Origin of the sequence: Delftia sp. DT-2, from assembly GCF_028401915.1 — a bacterium.
Taxonomy (GTDB): Bacteria; Pseudomonadota; Gammaproteobacteria; order Burkholderiales; family Burkholderiaceae_C; genus Comamonas; species Comamonas tsuruhatensis.
This window is the reverse complement of sequence record NZ_JAQOTI010000013.1, coordinates 1-16,472: the sequence shown is the minus strand read 5'-3', so window position 1 is coordinate 16,472 and position 16,472 is coordinate 1. Positions and strand designations below refer to the sequence as shown.

Here is a 16,472-nt window from a genome sequence, read left to right as displayed (position 1 = left end):
GCGGCAGCTGGTTGGATCAAGGGCGCAGCATGCAGGTTCCATGAGGATTTTTGCGAAAGTGCATGCTTACCAGGGCATCTCGCCCTTGTTCACCTTGGCGCCGATGTCCAGCGACAGCGCCATGCCGGCCTGCGGGTAGGCCTGCTTCATGGCACCGATCAGCTCGGCGCTGTTGCCCGCCTTGGCGGCGGCGGCCTCGAAACGCTGGAGATAGTCGCGTGTATAGGCGATGGCGCTGGCGTCCATGGCCGTGCCGGCCTGCATGTGGCCGGGCACGACGACAGCGGGCTTGAGGGCCTGCATCTCGTCCAGCTGCGCCAGCCAGGCCTTGCGCTCGGCGCTCTTTTGCGTGTCCGCCGTCCAGACATGCAGGTTGCCGAACACGCCCACGTTGCCGACGATGGCCTGCAGCGCAGGCACCCAGACATAGGGGCGGTGGGCCAGCGGGCCGGTGGTGCCGCGCAGCTCCAGCGCCTGGCCGTCCACCATCACCGTATTGCCTTGCAGGGCCTCGGGCAGCACGGGATGGCTGGGGGCGTTGGCGCCCATCTTGGGGCCCCAGAAGGCCAGCTTGCCCTGCAGCTTGGACTCGATCTTCTCGCGCACGGCCGGCGTGGCCACCACCTTGGCCTGCGGGAACAGGCTCTTGAGCACTTCGGCGCCGAAGTAGTAGTCGGGGTCGGCATTGCTGATGAGGATGGTGGTCAGCTGCTTGCCGCTGTCCAGCACATTGGCGGCAATGCGCAGGCCGTCGGCGCGGGTGAAGCCGCTGTCCACGACCACGGCCTCCTTGGCGCCGGTGATCAGGGTGGAGGTCACGGCAAAGCTGTGTTCGTCGGCCTGGTAGACCTTCATCTGCAGCGGGGCGGGCGCATGGGCGTGGGACAGGCCGGCCGACAGGGCCAGGGTGAGCGAAAGCAAGGTGGTGCGAAGCATGTCGATTTCCTTTGAAAAAAGCACAAGACAGAAAACGGGTGGCAGCGCCGTGCTGCCATGGGTGGTACTTTAGTTTTTGAAATCGAGCAGATAAACGGCAAAATATGCGCTTGTTTGTTGCAGAAATAGAGCATATCCATGGACCGATTGCTGGCGATGCAGGTGTTTGCCGCGGTGGCCGAATGCGGCAGCTTCACGGCGGCGGCCGAGCGGCTGGACCTGTCGCGCGCCATGGCCACGCGCCATGTGGAGTCGCTGGAGCAGTGGCTGGGCGCGCGCCTGCTGCACCGCACCACGCGCCGCGTCTCGCTCACCGATGCCGGTGCGCAGTGCCTGCGCTACAGCCAGCAGATGCTGGCCCTGGCCGATGAGGTGCAAGGCGAGATGCGCGCCGGCGACAGCCAGTTGCGCGGCCTGCTGCGCGTGACCTGCAGCATGTCCTTCGGCCATGCGCAGATGGCGCCGGCCATTGCGCAGTTCATGCGGCTGCACCCGCACCTCAAGATCGACCTGCTGGTGGACGACGGCGCGCTGGACCTGGTGCAGCAGCGCATCGACCTGGCCATACGCATCAGCGCCGATCCGGGCGCCGCACTCATCGGCCGGCCGCTGGCCGTGTGCGAATCGGTGCTGGTGGCCTCGACCGCCTATCTGGATGCGGCTGGCCGGCCGCAGGCACCGGCCCAGCTGCAGGCGCACCGCTGCCTGGGACACATGCGCGTGGGGCGCAATGTCTGGCAATTGACTCGCCGTGACGATGACGGCGATGAGCAGCAGATCGCCGTCACCACCTGGTTCAACGCCAACGAAGCCACCGTGCTGGCCGCCGCTGCCGTCGAAGGCGCCGGCATTGCCTTGCAGCCAACCTATCTGGTCCAGCCCATGCTGCAAAACGGCCAGCTGGAGCTGGTGCTGCCCGACTGGCGCCCGCAGCCGCTGACCGTGCATGCGCTGTACAGCTCGCGTCGCCACCTGCCGGTGGCCGTGCGCGCGCTGCTGGATTTTCTCGTGCAGCGTTTCGAGGGCGCGCGCTGGTAGCCGGGGCGTAAAAAAGCCGCCTTGCGGCGGCTCTTGGCAATCTGCGGCAGGGCGCCGCAGAGTGGCTTATTCCTTGCCGCCCAATTGGGGCAGGGCGGTGCTGGTGCCCAGGGACAGCAGGCCAGCCTTGGCGTAGATGGCCAGCTTGTCGCGGGTGTCCATCAGGTCCAGGTTGCGCATGGTCAGCTGGCCGATGCGGTCGGCGGGGCTGAAGGGCGCGTCCTCGACCTTTTCCATCGACAGGCGCTCGGGCGCGTAGGTCAGGTTGGGCGATTCGGTGTTCAGGATGGAGTAGTCATTGCCGCGGCGCAGCTCCAGCGTCACGGTGCCGGTCACGGCGCGGGCCACCCAGCGCTGGGCGGTTTCGCGCAGCATGATGGCCTGCGGGTCGAACCAGCGGCCCTGGTACAGCAGGCGGCCCAGGCGCAGGCCGTTGATGCGGTACTGCTCGATGGTGTCCTCGTTGTGGATGCCGGTCACCAGGCGCTCGTAGGCGATGTGCAGCAGGGCCATGCCGGGGGCTTCGTAGATGCCGCGGCTCTTGGCTTCGATGATGCGGTTCTCGATCTGGTCGCTCATGCCCAGGCCGTGGCGGCCGCCGATGCGGTTGGCTTCCAGGAACAGCTCCACGGGATCGGCGATTTCCTTCCCATTGAGGGCCACGGGGCGGCCTTCTTCGAAGGTCACCGACACTTCCTCGGCCTTGACCTCGACCTCGGGCTTCCAGAACGCCACGCCCATGATGGGGTTGACGATGCGGATGCCGCTGTTCAGGAACTCCAGGTCCTTGGCCTCGTGCGTGGCGCCCAGCATGTTGCTGTCGGTCGAGTAGGCCTTCTCGGCGCTCATCTTGTAGCCGAAGCCCTCCTTGGTCATGAAGGCCGACATCTCGGCGCGGCCGCCCAGCTCGTCGATGAAGGTCTGGTCCAGCCAGGGCTTGTAGATCTTCAGAGCGGGGTTGGTCAGCAGGCCGTAGCGGTAGAAGCGCTCGATGTCGTTGCCCTTGAAGGTCGAGCCGTCACCCCAGATGTTGACGTCGTCTTCCTTCATGGCGGCCACCAGCATGGTGCCGGTCACGGCACGGCCCAGGGGCGTGGTGTTGAAATAGGTGATGCCGCCCGTGGAGATGTGGAAGGCGCCGGCCTGGATGGCGGCAATGCCTTCGCCGGCCAACTGCGAGCGGCAGTCGATCAGGCGAGCCTGCTCGGCGCCGTACTCCATGGCCTTGCGGGGGATTTCGTCGTAGTCGGCCTCGTCGGGCTGGCCCAGGTTGGCCGTGTAGGCGTAGGGCAGGGCGCCCTTGTTCTTCATCCAGCGCAGGGCGGCGCTGGTGTCCAGGCCGCCCGAGAAGGCGATGCCGACCTTTTGGCCGACGGGAACGTTTTGCAGGATGGTTTCCATACGATGCTTCTCTCAATAACGATGGCGGCTGGCGTGCGGGACGCGGCTGCCGGAAAACACGGAAGGCGCCTGGGCGCCGTCAGGTCGAATGCGTCGGTCTGCCCAGGCGCTCAGGCGCTCTTAGGCGTAGTGGCAGATGTAGTGGTAGGCCTCGGTCACGCGGATGTCGAACTTGGAGTTCGCAGGAACCTGGAAGGACTCGCCGGCCTTGGAGGTCAGCCACTGGTCCGTGCCGTCGAGCTTGTACTCGCAGGAACCGGCCACGCATTCCATGATCTCGGCGGCGGCCGTGCCGAAGGTCAGCTGGCTGGGCAGCACCACGCCGGCAGACTTCTTCGTGCCATCGGCCAGCGTGAAGCCGTGGCTGATGCATTTGCCGTCGAAATAGACATTGGCCTTGGTGGTCAGGGTGATGCCAGAGATGGTTTCGGTGGTCATGGAAGCTGGGCAGAAGGTGGACTAAACCGCCCATTTTAGGCCAGCACCCGGCCGCTGCCCGTACGTGCTGGCCGTCGCCATGCAAAAAGCCCCTTGTCGGGGCTTTGCATGCGCAGGTCCGTCTCAGCGGCGCCAGCCGTGGCGGTAGCCGCCGCGCCAGCCGTGATAGCTGGGGCGCGAGGCGTAGTACACGCCGGCAGCAAGGGCTGCTCCAATCACCACGGGGGCCACATAGTCACCGGCCGAATACACGGGCTGCACAGGCTGGGGGGCGTAGTAGCCACCGCCGTCGTAGTAGTTGTTCTGGTAGACCACGGGCGGCGGCACGGGTGCGGTGGAGTACGCGGCCTGGGGCGGCTGGTTGGTGCCGTAGTAGCCGTTGCTGCCGTAGGCCGCGCTGTTGGCGGCGGGCTGCACGCTCAGCGCGATCCAGTCCCCGGGCGGCGTGGTGGTGCGCGTCGTGTAGTTGCGGCCTGCGTACTCGTAGACCACGTCATAGGCCACGGCGCGGTTCTGGTAGTAGGTCTGGGTGGTGCAGTTGCGCACCGTCTGGTACTGGGGCTGGCCCGTGGCCTCGGCCTGGTTGCCCAGCATGGCGCCGCCGATCACGCCGGCCGCCGTGGCGGCCGCCCGTCCGCCGCCATGGCCGATGGCATTGCCGACCACGCCGCCCGCCAGGGCACCCAGAACGGCGCCCGCGCCCGAGGTGCGCTGGCCGGTATAGACGTTTTCATCGCGGCAGACCTGCTGGGGCACGGCCACCTGCTGGGTCACCGGGGTCACCGACAGCACCCGGCCTTGCTCCTGGGCCAGGGCCACGGTGGCGGTCGTGGCCGCCAGCGTCAAAAGAACCAGGGATTTCATGATTGCACTCCTGTTGCGCTGGCGGTATTTCCTGCCAGGCTCCATGCAAGTGTATTCCTCGGGCCTGGAAAGCAGTTTGCGGTCGCGTAAATCCACGTAATAAGCTGTTCCAGGCCTGATGGCAGAGTCAGCGCTTGCCCCCGTGGGCCATCTCTGCCCAGGCGTCGGGCGCAAAACCCACGGTGATGCGTCTCTGCGGCCATTGGACGACCGGGCGCTTGATGACGCTGGGCTGCTGCTGCATGAGGGCTGCGGCACCGGCTGCATCCTGGGCGGCGGCCTGGGTGTCGGCATCGAGCTTGCGCCACGTCGTGCCTTGGCGGTTGAGCAGCTTTTCCCAGCCGACAGCCTGCATCCAGGCGGGCAACTGCTCGGCGGGAACACCCTGTTTCTTGAAGTCGTGGAATTCGTAGGCGATGCCCTGGTCGGTGAGCCAGGCGCGGGCCTTCTTGACGGTGTCGCAGTTGGGAATGCCGTAGAGCGTCACAGTGTTTGCAGTGGTCATGATTGGTTGCAGTTGCCGCAGTCAATGGATGGCGAGGACCCCATAAGGACACTGTCCCTGGGTAACAATAGCGCGCAGTATGCACACCTCATTTCCCACATTGGATGCATGGCTCGCCTATTGCGAGCGCCTGCACCCCAAGAATATTGCGCTGGGCCTGGATCGCGTGCGCGAAGTTGCCCAGCGCCTGGACCTGCGTTTCGACTGCCCCGTGATCACGGTGGCGGGCACCAACGGCAAAGGCTCGACCTGCGCCATGCTGGAGGCCGTGGCGCTGCAATCGGGCTTTCGCCCCGGCGTCTACACATCGCCGCATCTGGTGCATTTCGAGGAACGCTGCCGCGTGGGCGGCGAGATCGTGAAGGCCGCCGAGCTGCTGCCGCAGTTCGAGGCCGTGGAGCAGGCGCGCGTGCAGGGCACGGAAGTGGCGCTCACCTATTTCGAGTTCACCACGCTGGCCATCCTGCGGCTGATGAGCCAGTCCAGGCTGGATGTGGCGATTCTCGAGGTGGGCCTGGGCGGGCGGCTGGATGCCACCAATGTGATCGACGCCGATTGCGCCGTCATCACCAGCATCGACATTGACCACGTGGAATTCCTGGGGCCGGACCGCGAGAGCATCGGCCGCGAGAAGGCCGGCATCATGCGCGCCGGCCGGCCTGTGGTGGTCAGCGATCCCATGCCGCCGCAAAGCGTGCTGGACCATGCACAGGCCATTGGCGCCGATCTCTGGCGCCTGGGCCAGGACTTCAATTTCTCGGGCGACAAGCAGCAGTGGGGCTGGGCCGGACGCGGGCGGCGCTATGCGGGCCTGGCCTATCCGGCGCTGCGCGGCGCCAACCAGCTGGTCAATGCATCGGGTGCGCTGGCCGCGCTCGAAGCCATCCGCAGCCGTCTCCCCGTCACGGCCCAGGCCGTGCGCACGGGGCTGGCCATGGTCGAGCTGCCGGGCCGTTTCCAGATCATTCCGGGCCAGCCCACGCTGGTGCTGGATGTTGCGCACAACCCGCATTCTGTGGCGGCGCTGACGGCCAACCTCGATGCCATGGGCTACTTTCCCTGCACGCATGCGGTCTTCGGCGCCATGCACGACAAGGACCTGGCCCCCATGCTGGCCAGGATTGCCCCGTTGATCGACCGCTGGTATCTGACCGACCTGCCCACGCCGCGCGCCGAGAGCGCCGAGGTGCTGCGCCAGAAGATCGAAGCCCTGCCGCCCGCGCCGGGCGTGCCGCGCGAGATCTCGCTGGCCACCTTCGCAAACCCGCAGCTGGCGCTGGATGCCGCGGTTCTTGCAGCAGGTCCCACTGATAGAATCGTGGTCTTTGGCTCGTTCTTCACGGTGGGCGGCGTGCTGCAGGACGGCCCGCCCCGGCTGAACGCCAAGCATCTGGGCACCTGAATCCAGTGATCCGCACCGCAAACGGCCATCGTGGCTGCCTGTGGTGGCCGATCTGAACGAGTCCGCACTCCATGGCATTTTTCAATTTTCGTTGGCCCGGCAAAAAAGACGACGGTGATTCGTCGTCCGCATCGAGGCGGCCCACACGGCTGGGACAGGCGGAAAGCGTCGATGTCATGCGCCGCCGGGCGCGCCACCGCCTCATCGGTGCTGCCGTGCTGGTCCTGGCGGGCGTGGTGGGTTTCCCCCTGCTGTTCGACACCCAGCCGCGTCCGATTCCCGTGGACATCCCCATCGAGATTCCCGACCGCGACAAGGTCGCTCCTCTGGTCGTGCCCGGCGCCAATGCCGTGGACGCCCATCCGCACCAGGGCGCCGCTTCCCCGACAGGCCGCGTGCCGGCCCAGGCCTCGCTGGGCGCCGACGAGGAAGAGGTTCCCATGGGCAGGCCTTCCGTGCCCGTGGCGCCGGCCGTCTCGCAGGTGGCTCCGGTCAAGCCGGAAGCAAAGCCCGAAACCCGGCCCGAGGCAAAGCCTGAGCCCAAGCCCGCCGCCAAGCCTGAGACCAAACCCGAGCCCAAGCCGGAACCCAGGCCCAAGCCCGAGCCGGCCAAACCCGAACACAAGCCGGAGCCCAAGCCCGAACCCAAACCCGAGCCGAAGCCAAAGCCCGAACCCAAGCCCGAGCCGTCCAGGAGCGACGACGCCGCGCGTGCCCGGGCCCTGCTGGAAGGTCGCAGCGCACCGGCGGCACCGGCGGCTGCTGCGGCGACGGACGAGCGCTTCATCGTGCAGGTCGGCGCCTTCTCCGATGCCGGCAAGGCCCAGGAAATCCGCGCCAAGCTGGAGCTGGCGGGCCTGAAGACTTTCACGCAGGTGGTGGACACCAAGGACGGCAAGCGCACGCGTGTGCGTGTGGGTCCGTTCAACGGCCGTGCCGAGGCCGACAAGGCGGCGGCGCGCGTCAAGGGCCAGGGCCTGCCGGCGTCGGTGCTCAAGCTCTGAGGCGGTGACGTACATCTTGCAAAGCAGCACAGGCGCACAGAGATAGCGTATGTCCACGGTGGACTGGGTTTTGCTGGCCTGCGTGCTGGCATCGATGCTGCTAGGCGCCTGGCGCGGGCTGGTGTATGAGGTGCTGTCGCTGCTCGGCTGGCTGGTGGCCTTCGTCGTGGCCCGCATCTGGGCTGCCGACGTGGCGCTGTGGCTGCCCATGCAGGACTGGGACATGCAGCTGCGCTATGCCGCAGGCTTTGTGCTGTTGTTCGTGCTGGCGCTGTTCGGCTGGGGCCTGGTGTCCTGGCTGTCGCGCCGGCTGATCGAGGCGGTGGGCCTGAGGCCCGTGGACCGCACGCTGGGCGCGCTGTTCGGCGTGCTGCGCGGGGCGCTGCTGGCCCTGGTGGCAACGATGGTGATCAGCTACACGCCGCTGCACCAGGGACAGTGGTGGCAGGATTCAGCCCTGGCGCCGTGGCTGATGCAGGCGCTGGCTGCGGTTTTGCCGCAGCTGCCGCAGGAATGGGGACGCTATCTGCCGGCTGCATGACAAGGCGCTGCAGCGCAGGAGTCGGCTGGCAGAAACAGTTTGGATAGAGAAATCGGGCGCAGGCGTGGCCAATGGGTGGCTGCTACGGCCCAGACAGCGAAGGGCGACCTTCGCAAACGGATGGAACGCAACTATGTGTGGAATCGTTGGTGTAGTCAGCACCGCGCCCGTGAATCAACTGATCTATGACGCCCTGCTGCTGCTGCAGCACCGTGGCCAGGATGCCGCCGGCATCGTGACCCAGCAGGAGCGCAAGTTCTTCATGCACAAGGCCAAGGGCATGGTGCGCGACGTGTTCCGCACCCGCAACATGCGCGCCCTGCCGGGCACGGTGGGCCTGGGCCAGGTGCGCTACCCGACGGCCGGCAACGCGACCAGTGAGGAAGAGGCCCAGCCCTTCTACGTGAACGCGCCCTTCGGCATCGTCATGGTGCACAACGGCAACCTCACCAACGCCAAGCAGCTGCGCGAGGAACTGTCGGACACCGACCACCGCCACACCAACACCGAGAGCGACTCCGAAGTCCTGCTCAACGTGCTGGCCCACGAGCTGGCCCGCGCCAGCAGCGGCGCACCGCTCAAGAGCGAAGACGTCTTCCAGGCCGTCAGCGCCGTGCACAAGCGCATCAAGGGTTCGTACGCCGTGATCGCGCTGATTGCGGGCTACGGCCTGCTGGCCTTCCGCGACCCCTTCGGCATCCGTCCCCTGTGCATGGGCCGCAGCGCCGACGGCACGGTGATGCTGGCCAGCGAATCCGTGGCCCTGGAAGGCACGCTGCACCAGCTCGAGCGCGATGTCGCTCCGGGTGAAGCCGTGTTCGTGCACAACGACGGCCAGGTCGAAACCCGCCAGTGCGCCGAAAAGAGCGAGCTGCACCCCTGCGTGTTCGAGTACGTATACCTGGCCCGTCCGGACTCGGTGCTCGACGGCATCTCCGTCTACCAGGCGCGCCTGAACATGGGCGAGACGCTGGCCAAGCGCGTGGTCTCCACCGTGCCGCCCAACGAGATCGACGCCATCATCCCGATTCCGGAATCCAGCCGGCCCAGCGCCATGCAACTGGCCCAGCTGCTGGGCATCCCCTACCGCGAAGGCTTCGTCAAGAACCGCTACGTGGGCCGTACCTTCATCATGCCGGGCCAGGCCTCGCGCAAGAAATCCGTGCGCCAGAAGCTCAACGCCATCGGCAGCGAGTTCAAGGGCCGCAAGGTGCTGCTGGTGGACGACTCCATCGTGCGCGGCACCACCTCCAAGGAAATCGTGCAGATGGCGCGTGACGCCGGCGCCGTCAAGGTCTACCTGGCCTCGGCCGCTCCTCCGGTGCGCCATCCCAACGTCTACGGCATCGACATGCCCACGCGCGCCGAACTGGTGGCGCATGGCCGCACGGTCGAGGAAATCCGCCAGGTCATCGGCGCCGACGCGCTGATCTACCAGGACGTGGCCGCCATGAAGCAGACCGTGGGCAAGATCAACCCGCAGGTGCAGGGCTTCGAGGCCTCGTGCTTCGACGGCGTCTACATCACGGGCGACATCTCCGAGGACGAGGTCACGGCGCTCAACGAGGGGCGTAACCGGGGCGGGGAGGAAGAGGCCAGCGATGCGTCGCGCCTGTCCCTGCCCAATGCCCAGGAAGCCTGAGCGCCAGGGCATTCAGTGACAATGTCGGGCGGGCCTGTGGCCCGCCTTTTTTGACAAATGAGCTAAAAGCGCTGGTGCTGGAGCGTCCAGGGCCGCAAGGCCCTGGAAGCCGCCAGGTGACAAGTGCTTCTAGCTCCTTTTTTCCGGGCACCGCCACCGCTGGCGGTCTGCGCCCGATCCCCAAGGACCATCAACGTGACCAACAAGACACTTCCCGAAGGCCTGCATCCCGATACGCTGGCCCTGCGCGTGGGCGTGGAGCGAAGCCAGTGGGGTGAGCACAGCGAAGCCCTGTACATGACCAGCAGCTTCGTGCAGCCCGACTGTGCAACGGCTGCACGCCGCTTCGCCAATGAAGAGCCCGGCTACACCTACAGCCGCACCTCCAACCCCACGGTCACCAGCTTCGAGCAGCGCCTGGCCGCCATGGAGGGCACGGAATGCGCGGTGGCCACGTCCACGGGCATGTCGGCCATCTTGCTGGTGGCGCTGACCACGCTCAAGGCCGGCGACCATGTGATCTGCTCGCAGTCCATGTTCGGCTCCACCATCAAGCTGCTGGGCGGCGAGATGGCGCGCTTTGGCGTGGAGACCAGCTTTGTCTCGCAGACCGATGTGCAGGCCTGGAAGGCGGCCATCCGTCCCAACACGCGCCTTCTGTTCGCCGAGACGCCGACCAACCCGCTGACCGACCTGTGCGACATCGCCGCGCTGGCCGAGCTGGCGCACGCCCATGGCGCGCTGCTGGCCGTGGACAACAGCTTTGCCTCGCCCGTGCTGCAGCAGCCTGCCAAGTTCGGTGCCGACCTGGTCGTGCACTCCGGCACCAAGCTGCTGGACGGCCAGGGCCGTGTCATGTCGGGCGCCGTCTGCGGCACGACGGCACTGGTGGACAAGGTCATGGGCACCTTCCTGCGTAGCGGCGGCCTGAACCTGGCACCGTTCAACGCCTGGGTGGTGCTCAAGGGGCTGGAGACGCTGTCCCTGCGCGTGAAGGCGCAAAGCGCCTCCGCGCTGGAGCTGGCCACCTGGCTGGAAGCCCATCCCAAGGTCGCCCGCGTCTACTACCCGGGCCTGGCCAGCCACCCGCAGCACGAGCTGGCCATGCGCCAGCAAAACGGCATGGGCGGCGGCGTGCTGTCCTTCGATGTGGTGGGCGAGGGCGCCGAACAGCTGCGCGCCAACGCCTTCCATGTGGCCGACAGCACCCGGGTGTGCTCGATCACGGCCAACCTGGGCGACGTCAAGACCACCATCACCCATCCGGCCAGCACCTCGCATGGCCGCCTGAGCGAAGAGCAGCGCCGTGCCGCCGGCATCGGCCAGGGCCTGCTGCGCATCTCCGTCGGACTGGAATACCTGGGCGACCTCAAGAACGATCTCTCCCGCGGACTGGATACCCTGCAATGACACAAAAAGTACGTACCCGTTTTGCCCCGTCTCCCACGGGCTTCATCCACCTGGGCAACATCCGCTCGGCCCTGTATCCCTGGGCCTTTGCGCGCGCCACGGGCGGCGATTTCATCCTGCGCATCGAGGACACCGACGTGGAGCGCTCCACCCAGGCCTCGGTGGACGTGATCATCGAAGGCATGGCCTGGCTGCAGCTGGACCATGACGAAGGTCCGTTCTATCAAATGCAGCGCATGGACCGCTACAAGGAGGTGCTGGCCGGCCTGCAGGCTTCGGGCCATGTCTACCCCTGCTACATGAGCGTGGAAGAACTCGACGCCCTGCGCGAGCGCCAGATGGCCAACAAGGAAAAGCCGCGCTACGACGGCACCTGGCGCCCTGAGGAAGGCAAGGTGCTGCCGCCCGTGCCCGAAGGCGTGCGTCCCGTGCTGCGCTTCAAGACGCCGAAGGGCGGCGTCGTGGCCTGGGAAGACAAGTGCAAGGGCCGCATCGAGTTCCAGAACAGCGAGCTGGACGACCTGGTGATCGCGCGCCCCGATGGCACGCCCACCTATAACTTCTGCGTCTGCGTGGACGACATGGACATGGCCATCACCCATGTCATCCGTGGCGACGACCACGTCAATAACACGCCGCGCCAGATCCACATCTTCGAGGCCCTGGGCGCCAGCGTGCCCGTGTTCGCCCATCTGCCCACCGTGCTCAACGAGCAGGGCGAGAAGATGAGCAAGCGCAACGGCGCCAAGGCCGTCACCCAGTACCGCGACGAAGGCTACCTGCCCGACGCCATGGTCAACTACCTGGCCCGCCTGGGCTGGAGCCACGGCGACGACGAAATCTTCAGCCGCGCCCAGTTCCTGGAGTGGTTCAACCTGGACCACCTGGGCCGCAGCGCAGGCCAGTTCGACGAGGCCAAGCTGCGCTGGGTCAACGCCCAGCACCTGAAGGCGCTGGACGACGCGGCCCTGGCAGAGCTGGTGCGTCCCTTCGTGCTCAAGACCGGCCTGGACCAGGCCCTGCTCGATGCCGACGACCGCCTGCCGCGCATCTGCGCCCTGTTCAAGGACCGCTGCGAAACCCTGGTCGATCTGGCCGGCTGGGTGCGCCTGTTCTACGTGGACGCCTTCGACCGCAACGCCGAGGACCTGGCAAAGCACGTGACCGACGCCGTGGCGCCCGCCCTGGACGCCTTCGCCGAAGGCATCGCCTCGGTGGAGTGGAGCAAGGAAGCCATTGCTGCCCTGATCAAGGAAGTGCTCAAGGCCCAGGGCCTGAAGATGCCGCAACTGGCCATGCCGGTGCGCGTGCTGACGCTGGGCACGGCGCACACGCCTTCGGTGGACGCGGTGCTGGAGCTGCTGGGTCGTGAAAAAATTCTGGCGCGTTTGAAAAACCGCTGAAAACCTGTCTATAATTCGAGTCTCTGATGCAAACGCAGCAACTAACAAGAAGCAGCGATTGCAGCATGAAGGGGGTATAGCTCAGCTGGGAGAGCGCTTGCATGGCATGCAAGAGGTCATCGGTTCGATCCCGTTTACCTCCACCAAAAATTGAGACTTGAGTATTTACGCAAGTTCTAGGATTGACCCTATCGTCTAGAGGCCTAGGACATCACCCTTTCACGGTGAGTACCGGGGTTCGAATCCCCGTAGGGTCGCCAAGTTTGCAGCACTTGGCTCGAAAGAGCGCAAAAGCTGTCTGCCAGGAGTGGTAGTTCAGTTGGTTAGAATACCGGCCTGTCACGCCGGGGGTCGCGGGTTCGAGTCCCGTCCACTCCGCCAAAATTTGTCGCTTGGTATGTAAGCGCCTTTGAAACACGAAGGCGCTTTTTTATCGGCGGATCACAGGCTGTGACCCTATCGTCTAGAGGCCTAGGACATCACCCTTTCACGGTGAGTACCGGGGTTCGAATCCCCGTAGGGTCGCCAAGTTTGCAGCACTTGGCTCGCAAGAGCGCAAAAGCAGCCTGCCAGGAGTGGTAGTTCAGTTGGTTAGAATACCGGCCTGTCACGCCGGGGGTCGCGGGTTCGAGTCCCGTCCACTCCGCCAGATCCCTTGTGCGAACCCAGCGTTCGCACAGACAAGAAGCCACCGCAAGGTGGCTTTTTTTCGTCTGCAGATGGCGGCAGCAGGCCGCGCTCCGTTCGCTTTTGCTGCATGCGCACACAGCACCTTCGTTGCCCCGCGCTGCGCTTCGGGCATCACCAGTCCGTCATGATCCAGGCCCATCATCCATGGCGGGGGGAAAGCCATGGGGACCGGAATCCATAGGCATCGGCTGCCGATTTTCCAGCGCCGATAGCCGTGTCTCCGTTTGCCTTGGCGGGACGTCTTCCAGACAGGTACGAGATGCCACTCCAGGCCCGGTTTTGCCGCCGGAACTGTTAATGCTTCTCATTTCATTTTCTGGAAAACGTTAAAGGAGCACCACTGCATGCCTTGGTCCCGGTTCAAGTTTCAGCACGTCTGCAAGGCCGCACCGGCCTTGCCGATCCTGTTCCAGGACACATGGGCCCGGCGAGGGCGGCCGCCGCCATGAAGCCGGTATGAGGCCGATCCAAGGGCCCGTATCCCAAGTCACGCCGATGCGCATCGGCGTGCACTGACGCCCTGCGGTCAGCGGTTGTGCCGCCGCTTTCCGCCTGTGCCGAGTCCCGTTCCCGTCTTCTTGCACGGGCGGCGCGCCGGCAGTCCATCGACCTGCGGTCGACATTTCCCCTTGACGTTCTTGCCTAGCTTGCGAGAGGAATTGCATCGTGTCCTTGAATCACACCCATTCTTCGCTGGAAGAGGTCTTCATTGCTTCGCGTGGACAGCTGGTGAGGGTCGCGCGAAGAATTCTCAGGAATCCCGAACTGGCCGACGACGCCGTGCAGGACACCTATCTGCGCGTTGCCGAGATGCGCGGCGATACCGAGATCGCCAGGCCCGCCGCCTACTGGACGCGCGCCGTCTGCAACATGGCGCTGGACTACCTGCGCCGCCAGGAGCGCGAAAACAGCTACCGCACCCACGGCGTGGATGTGGAGACGCTGGAGATACCGGACAGCCGCTCGCCCGAGCGCAGTCTGTTCGAGTCCCAGGCCATCCGCCTGATCGATCAGGCCCTGGACGAGGTGCCGCCCAAGACCCGCGAGACCTTCGAGCTGTACCGCATCAAGGGCCTCACCCAGCGCCAGATCGCCGAGCACATGGAGTGCGCGCTGGGTCTGGTCAATGCCAGGATCGCGGATGCCGGCAAGGCGATCAATGTTCATCGGTCGCTGCTGGACTTGAATTGATGCTCGTTGGTTGGCCTGATATACCTCCCCAACGCCGGGTCGTAATACCGATGCCTGTTGTAGAACAGCCCTGACTCCTCATCCAGATGCTGTCCCTGCATCCGAATAGGTTGGTGGAGGTGGTTGGGGTTGTATTCCCTGATGCAGCTGCCCCAGGGATCGAGTTCGATATGCCAGTCGATCTTTCCCAGCGGGTCGATCAGGGCCAGGGGCGTTCCGAGGTGATCGCAGTGGTAGAGGTGGATATGGGTGATGACGGCGGCGGGCGGTCCGTGCATACGAATGCAATACATTCTATTTAACGATATCAATCGTTGGATAGCATGTATAAGACTCACCTTCCTCTGGAAGAACTGCTGTTAATTTCATATGGGTTGGGTTTCCTGTTTTGGCTATGGCTACAGCCTCTGGATCAACCGTTCCCACCAAAATGGATTCATCGTCTAGAACCTTTGCCATGACGATAGTGGAGAATTGAATCTTTTCTCTTTTTCATCCACTGAATAAGATTTGGATTCTTTTGTCAGAAATGCTCCCTTTGCGGAAAATCTGACCAATTCGTCAATGTTGCCTTTTTGCGTCTTGTTCTTTTCCAGATCAGCAGAGCCTATTATTGCAACGAATCCGAAGCCATTGCCTTTGAATTCATTGTTCCGATAAAATCCAGTTTCCGCAGTCCATGCGTACTCGGGACGGACTTTTTTATACCACTCCCAGACATCTCTTTTTTTTAATATGGGAAAACTCGCGGCAACGCCTTTTTTGATAAAGAAGGCGCCACAATCATTTTCGCTTGCAAATAACTTGCTGGAAAAGAAAATTGTAATGGTAAGGAAGAATATAAATTCTTTCATTTTCGTGATCCTCCGTGATTTTGTAAAATTTATACTGTAGCGTCTGCTAGGTTTGGCAGATGCTGATGAGCTTATTTTTGTGGGTTGGTAAGAATGTAGTGTCAGAATTGCTATTGGCTCGGAAATATTTTCTTTGAATGTACTGGAGTGTTGCTCCCATTTTTATACACATAAAATAAAACAAGTGATGGCTTTTCATTTGGATCACACTGACGCGAGCATATGACTTTCAGCATTTTGAAATAATTTTTGCCATATTTAATCCAGTTGAAGAAGCCTTTGGCCGAGGCGTTGTCTTTTGGATCTCCTAGTCTTAGGAAAATGGCTTCAATGGATTGGTTTTCAAAATCAACATCCCATTCGATAGAAATATTCTTATCAAAAGAATTGGCAAGACAACCTGTTATAAGGAAAAGGAAAATAATAATTATACTTTTTCTCATTATTAAGGGCATGTGCATCTCCTGTAGACTGGTGTACCTTGCGGCTGTTTCGTAACATCCCATGGCCATCCTGATCTCCCAGAACCGTTGGGGCCGGTTCCTATGGATGTTTCTCCCGGTATTTCGACAATTGCAACATGCCCTGAGGCATCCGCATAGCGGTGGGCTATAGCAACGACATCTCCTGCTTGAGGAGTTTCCACTATTGGAAAATTCGGAATACTAATATCTGGGTTTGCCCATGTTCCCGCAGCTATAGGCATGCCGAAGATATTCCGAGCCGGAGAGGCATCTGTGTGTTGTAGAACATCATCTACAAAGAAGTTGCATTTATTTTTGCCAGGCCCAGGTCTGGAGTATCCATCGATTTTGTACCTGGTGTCTCCTACTAATTTCTGAGCTTGGTCTAAAATATTATCGCAATCACATAGGCCAAGTGGATCTGTAAATTTTGATGGATTTCCACCTGCATATGAAAATCCATTAATACCCCCCATCAACCCAATCGGATCACGGCTGATATACCTCCCCAACGCCGGGTCGTAATACCGATGCCTGTTGTAGAACAGCCCCGATTCCTCATCCAGGTGCTGTCCCTGCATCCGAATAGGTTGGTGGAGATGGCTGGGGTTGTATTCCCTGATGCAGTTGCCCCAGGGATCGAGTTCGATATGCCAGTCGATCTTTCCCAGCGGGTCGATCAGGGCCAG

Annotated in this window: 17 protein-coding genes and 5 tRNA genes; 13 read left to right on the top strand and 9 right to left on the bottom strand. The window is 63.2% G+C overall.

The features are described 5' to 3' along the window. Nucleotides 1-66 precede the first annotated feature (66 nt). Nucleotides 67-936, bottom strand: coding sequence for an MBL fold metallo-hydrolase (locus PO605_RS22575; RefSeq protein WP_047472743.1), 870 nt, complete (start codon nt 934-936; stop codon nt 67-69). A 138-nt stretch (nt 937-1,074) separates the two neighbouring features. Here PO605_RS22575 and PO605_RS22570 point away from each other — a divergent pair, with 138 nt between their 5' ends. After that, the gene (locus PO605_RS22570; RefSeq protein WP_047472742.1) at nt 1,075-1,974 is read left to right on the top strand and encodes a LysR family transcriptional regulator; all 900 of its coding nucleotides are present in this window, start codon (nt 1,075-1,077) and stop codon (nt 1,972-1,974) included. A gap of 66 nt (nt 1,975-2,040) precedes the next feature. Here PO605_RS22570 and argG read toward each other — a convergent pair whose 3' ends face one another. From argG to PO605_RS22550, 4 genes are all read right to left on the bottom strand, one after another. Then, the gene (argG, locus tag PO605_RS22565; RefSeq protein WP_047472741.1) at nt 2,041-3,375 is read right to left on the bottom strand and encodes an argininosuccinate synthase; all 1,335 of its coding nucleotides are present in this window, start codon (nt 3,373-3,375) and stop codon (nt 2,041-2,043) included. 120 nt (nt 3,376-3,495) lie between these two features. Next, entirely contained in the window at nt 3,496-3,813 is a 318-nt protein-coding gene (gene ppnP / locus PO605_RS22560) for a pyrimidine/purine nucleoside phosphorylase (protein ID WP_016449253.1), read from the bottom strand. A 123-nt stretch (nt 3,814-3,936) separates the two neighbouring features. Further along, complete coding sequence (locus PO605_RS22555; RefSeq protein WP_016449254.1) at nt 3,937-4,677, bottom strand: glycine zipper 2TM domain-containing protein; 741 nt, start codon at nt 4,675-4,677, stop codon at nt 3,937-3,939. A gap of 127 nt (nt 4,678-4,804) precedes the next feature. Next, a complete protein-coding gene (locus PO605_RS22550) occupies nt 4,805-5,182 on the bottom strand; it encodes an ArsC family reductase (protein WP_047474041.1) in 378 nt (125 codons plus the stop codon). 79 nt (nt 5,183-5,261) lie between these two features. Between PO605_RS22550 and folC the strand changes: the two genes are divergently transcribed. The 12 genes from folC to PO605_RS22490 all read left to right on the top strand — a co-directional run bounded on the left by folC (nt 5,262) and on the right by PO605_RS22490 (nt 14,465). After that, complete coding sequence (gene folC, locus PO605_RS22545) at nt 5,262-6,584, top strand: bifunctional tetrahydrofolate synthase/dihydrofolate synthase (RefSeq protein WP_016449256.1); 1,323 nt, start codon at nt 5,262-5,264, stop codon at nt 6,582-6,584. A 71-nt stretch (nt 6,585-6,655) separates the two neighbouring features. Continuing rightward, on the top strand, nt 6,656-7,588 hold the full coding sequence (locus PO605_RS22540) for an SPOR domain-containing protein (protein WP_047474040.1): 933 nt from the start codon (nt 6,656-6,658) through the stop codon (nt 7,586-7,588). A gap of 49 nt (nt 7,589-7,637) precedes the next feature. Then, nucleotides 7,638-8,129, top strand: coding sequence for a CvpA family protein (locus PO605_RS22535; RefSeq protein WP_016451425.1), 492 nt, complete (start codon nt 7,638-7,640; stop codon nt 8,127-8,129). 133 nt (nt 8,130-8,262) lie between these two features. Beyond that, a complete protein-coding gene (gene purF / locus PO605_RS22530; protein ID WP_047474039.1) occupies nt 8,263-9,771 on the top strand; it encodes an amidophosphoribosyltransferase in 1,509 nt (502 codons plus the stop codon). Nucleotides 9,772-9,966: 195 nt separating this feature from the next. After that, complete coding sequence (locus tag PO605_RS22525) at nt 9,967-11,181, top strand: O-succinylhomoserine sulfhydrylase (protein WP_016449260.1); 1,215 nt, start codon at nt 9,967-9,969, stop codon at nt 11,179-11,181. Continuing rightward, nucleotides 11,178-12,584, top strand: coding sequence for a glutamate--tRNA ligase (gene gltX / locus PO605_RS22520; protein ID WP_047218421.1), 1,407 nt, complete (start codon nt 11,178-11,180; stop codon nt 12,582-12,584). The genes PO605_RS22525 and gltX overlap by 4 nt, the downstream gene beginning before the upstream one ends. Nucleotides 12,585-12,654: 70 nt before the next feature. Next, a tRNA-Ala gene (locus tag PO605_RS22515) sits at nt 12,655-12,730 on the top strand. A 38-nt stretch (nt 12,731-12,768) separates the two neighbouring features. Then, a tRNA-Glu gene (locus PO605_RS22510) sits at nt 12,769-12,844 on the top strand. Nucleotides 12,845-12,888: 44 nt separating this feature from the next. Continuing rightward, nucleotides 12,889-12,965: transfer RNA gene (locus tag PO605_RS22505), tRNA-Asp, on the top strand. A 71-nt stretch (nt 12,966-13,036) separates the two neighbouring features. Beyond that, a tRNA-Glu gene (locus PO605_RS22500) sits at nt 13,037-13,112 on the top strand. A 44-nt stretch (nt 13,113-13,156) separates the two neighbouring features. Beyond that, nucleotides 13,157-13,233: transfer RNA gene (locus tag PO605_RS22495), tRNA-Asp, on the top strand. 707 nt (nt 13,234-13,940) lie between these two features. Beyond that, nucleotides 13,941-14,465, top strand: coding sequence for a sigma-70 family RNA polymerase sigma factor (locus tag PO605_RS22490; RefSeq protein ID WP_047473920.1), 525 nt, complete (start codon nt 13,941-13,943; stop codon nt 14,463-14,465). On the opposite strand, the gene PO605_RS22485 is transcribed toward PO605_RS22490, so the two are convergent. The 4 genes from PO605_RS22485 to PO605_RS22470 form a co-directional block, all read right to left on the bottom strand. Further along, nucleotides 14,438-14,743 carry an RHS repeat-associated core domain-containing protein gene (locus tag PO605_RS22485; RefSeq protein WP_272206893.1) on the bottom strand — a complete coding sequence of 102 codons (306 nt, stop codon included), beginning with the start codon at nt 14,741-14,743 and terminating at the stop codon, nt 14,438-14,440. The two genes, PO605_RS22490 and PO605_RS22485, sit on opposite strands and share 28 nt — an antisense overlap. Nucleotides 14,744-14,908: 165 nt before the next feature. Further along, nucleotides 14,909-15,319, bottom strand: coding sequence for a hypothetical protein (locus PO605_RS22480; RefSeq protein WP_156135962.1), 411 nt, complete (start codon nt 15,317-15,319; stop codon nt 14,909-14,911). Between the two features lie 110 nt (nt 15,320-15,429). After that, the gene (locus PO605_RS22475; protein ID WP_156135961.1) at nt 15,430-15,774 is read right to left on the bottom strand and encodes a hypothetical protein; all 345 of its coding nucleotides are present in this window, start codon (nt 15,772-15,774) and stop codon (nt 15,430-15,432) included. After that, on the bottom strand, nt 15,765-16,472 hold a 708-nt coding region (locus PO605_RS22470), incomplete at its 5' end, for an RHS repeat-associated core domain-containing protein (protein ID WP_272206892.1). The genes PO605_RS22475 and PO605_RS22470, both read right to left, overlap by 10 nt.

Excerpts from the sequence above, each read along its gene's own strand:
- PO605_RS22485 (WP_272206893.1), bottom strand. The coding sequence starts at position 14,743 with ATGCACGGACCGCCCGCCGCCGTCATCACCCATATCCACCTCTACCAC.
- PO605_RS22570 (WP_047472742.1), top strand. The coding sequence starts at position 1,075 with ATGGACCGATTGCTGGCGATGCAGGTGTTTGCCGCGGTGGCCGAATGC.
- PO605_RS22480 (WP_156135962.1), bottom strand. The coding sequence starts at position 15,319 with ATGAAAGAATTTATATTCTTCCTTACCATTACAATTTTCTTTTCCAGC.
- PO605_RS22535 (WP_016451425.1), top strand. The coding sequence starts at position 7,638 with ATGTCCACGGTGGACTGGGTTTTGCTGGCCTGCGTGCTGGCATCGATG.
- ppnP (WP_016449253.1), bottom strand. The coding sequence starts at position 3,813 with ATGACCACCGAAACCATCTCTGGCATCACCCTGACCACCAAGGCCAAT.
- folC (WP_016449256.1), top strand. The coding sequence starts at position 5,262 with ATGCACACCTCATTTCCCACATTGGATGCATGGCTCGCCTATTGCGAG.
- gltX (WP_047218421.1), top strand. The coding sequence starts at position 11,178 with ATGACACAAAAAGTACGTACCCGTTTTGCCCCGTCTCCCACGGGCTTC.
- PO605_RS22550 (WP_047474041.1), bottom strand. The coding sequence starts at position 5,182 with ATGACCACTGCAAACACTGTGACGCTCTACGGCATTCCCAACTGCGAC.
- purF (WP_047474039.1), top strand. The coding sequence starts at position 8,263 with ATGTGTGGAATCGTTGGTGTAGTCAGCACCGCGCCCGTGAATCAACTG.
- PO605_RS22475 (WP_156135961.1), bottom strand. The coding sequence starts at position 15,774 with ATGCCCTTAATAATGAGAAAAAGTATAATTATTATTTTCCTTTTCCTT.
- PO605_RS22575 (WP_047472743.1), bottom strand. The coding sequence starts at position 936 with ATGCTTCGCACCACCTTGCTTTCGCTCACCCTGGCCCTGTCGGCCGGC.
- argG (WP_047472741.1), bottom strand. The coding sequence starts at position 3,375 with ATGGAAACCATCCTGCAAAACGTTCCCGTCGGCCAAAAGGTCGGCATC.
- PO605_RS22555 (WP_016449254.1), bottom strand. The coding sequence starts at position 4,677 with ATGAAATCCCTGGTTCTTTTGACGCTGGCGGCCACGACCGCCACCGTG.
- PO605_RS22540 (WP_047474040.1), top strand. The coding sequence starts at position 6,656 with ATGGCATTTTTCAATTTTCGTTGGCCCGGCAAAAAAGACGACGGTGAT.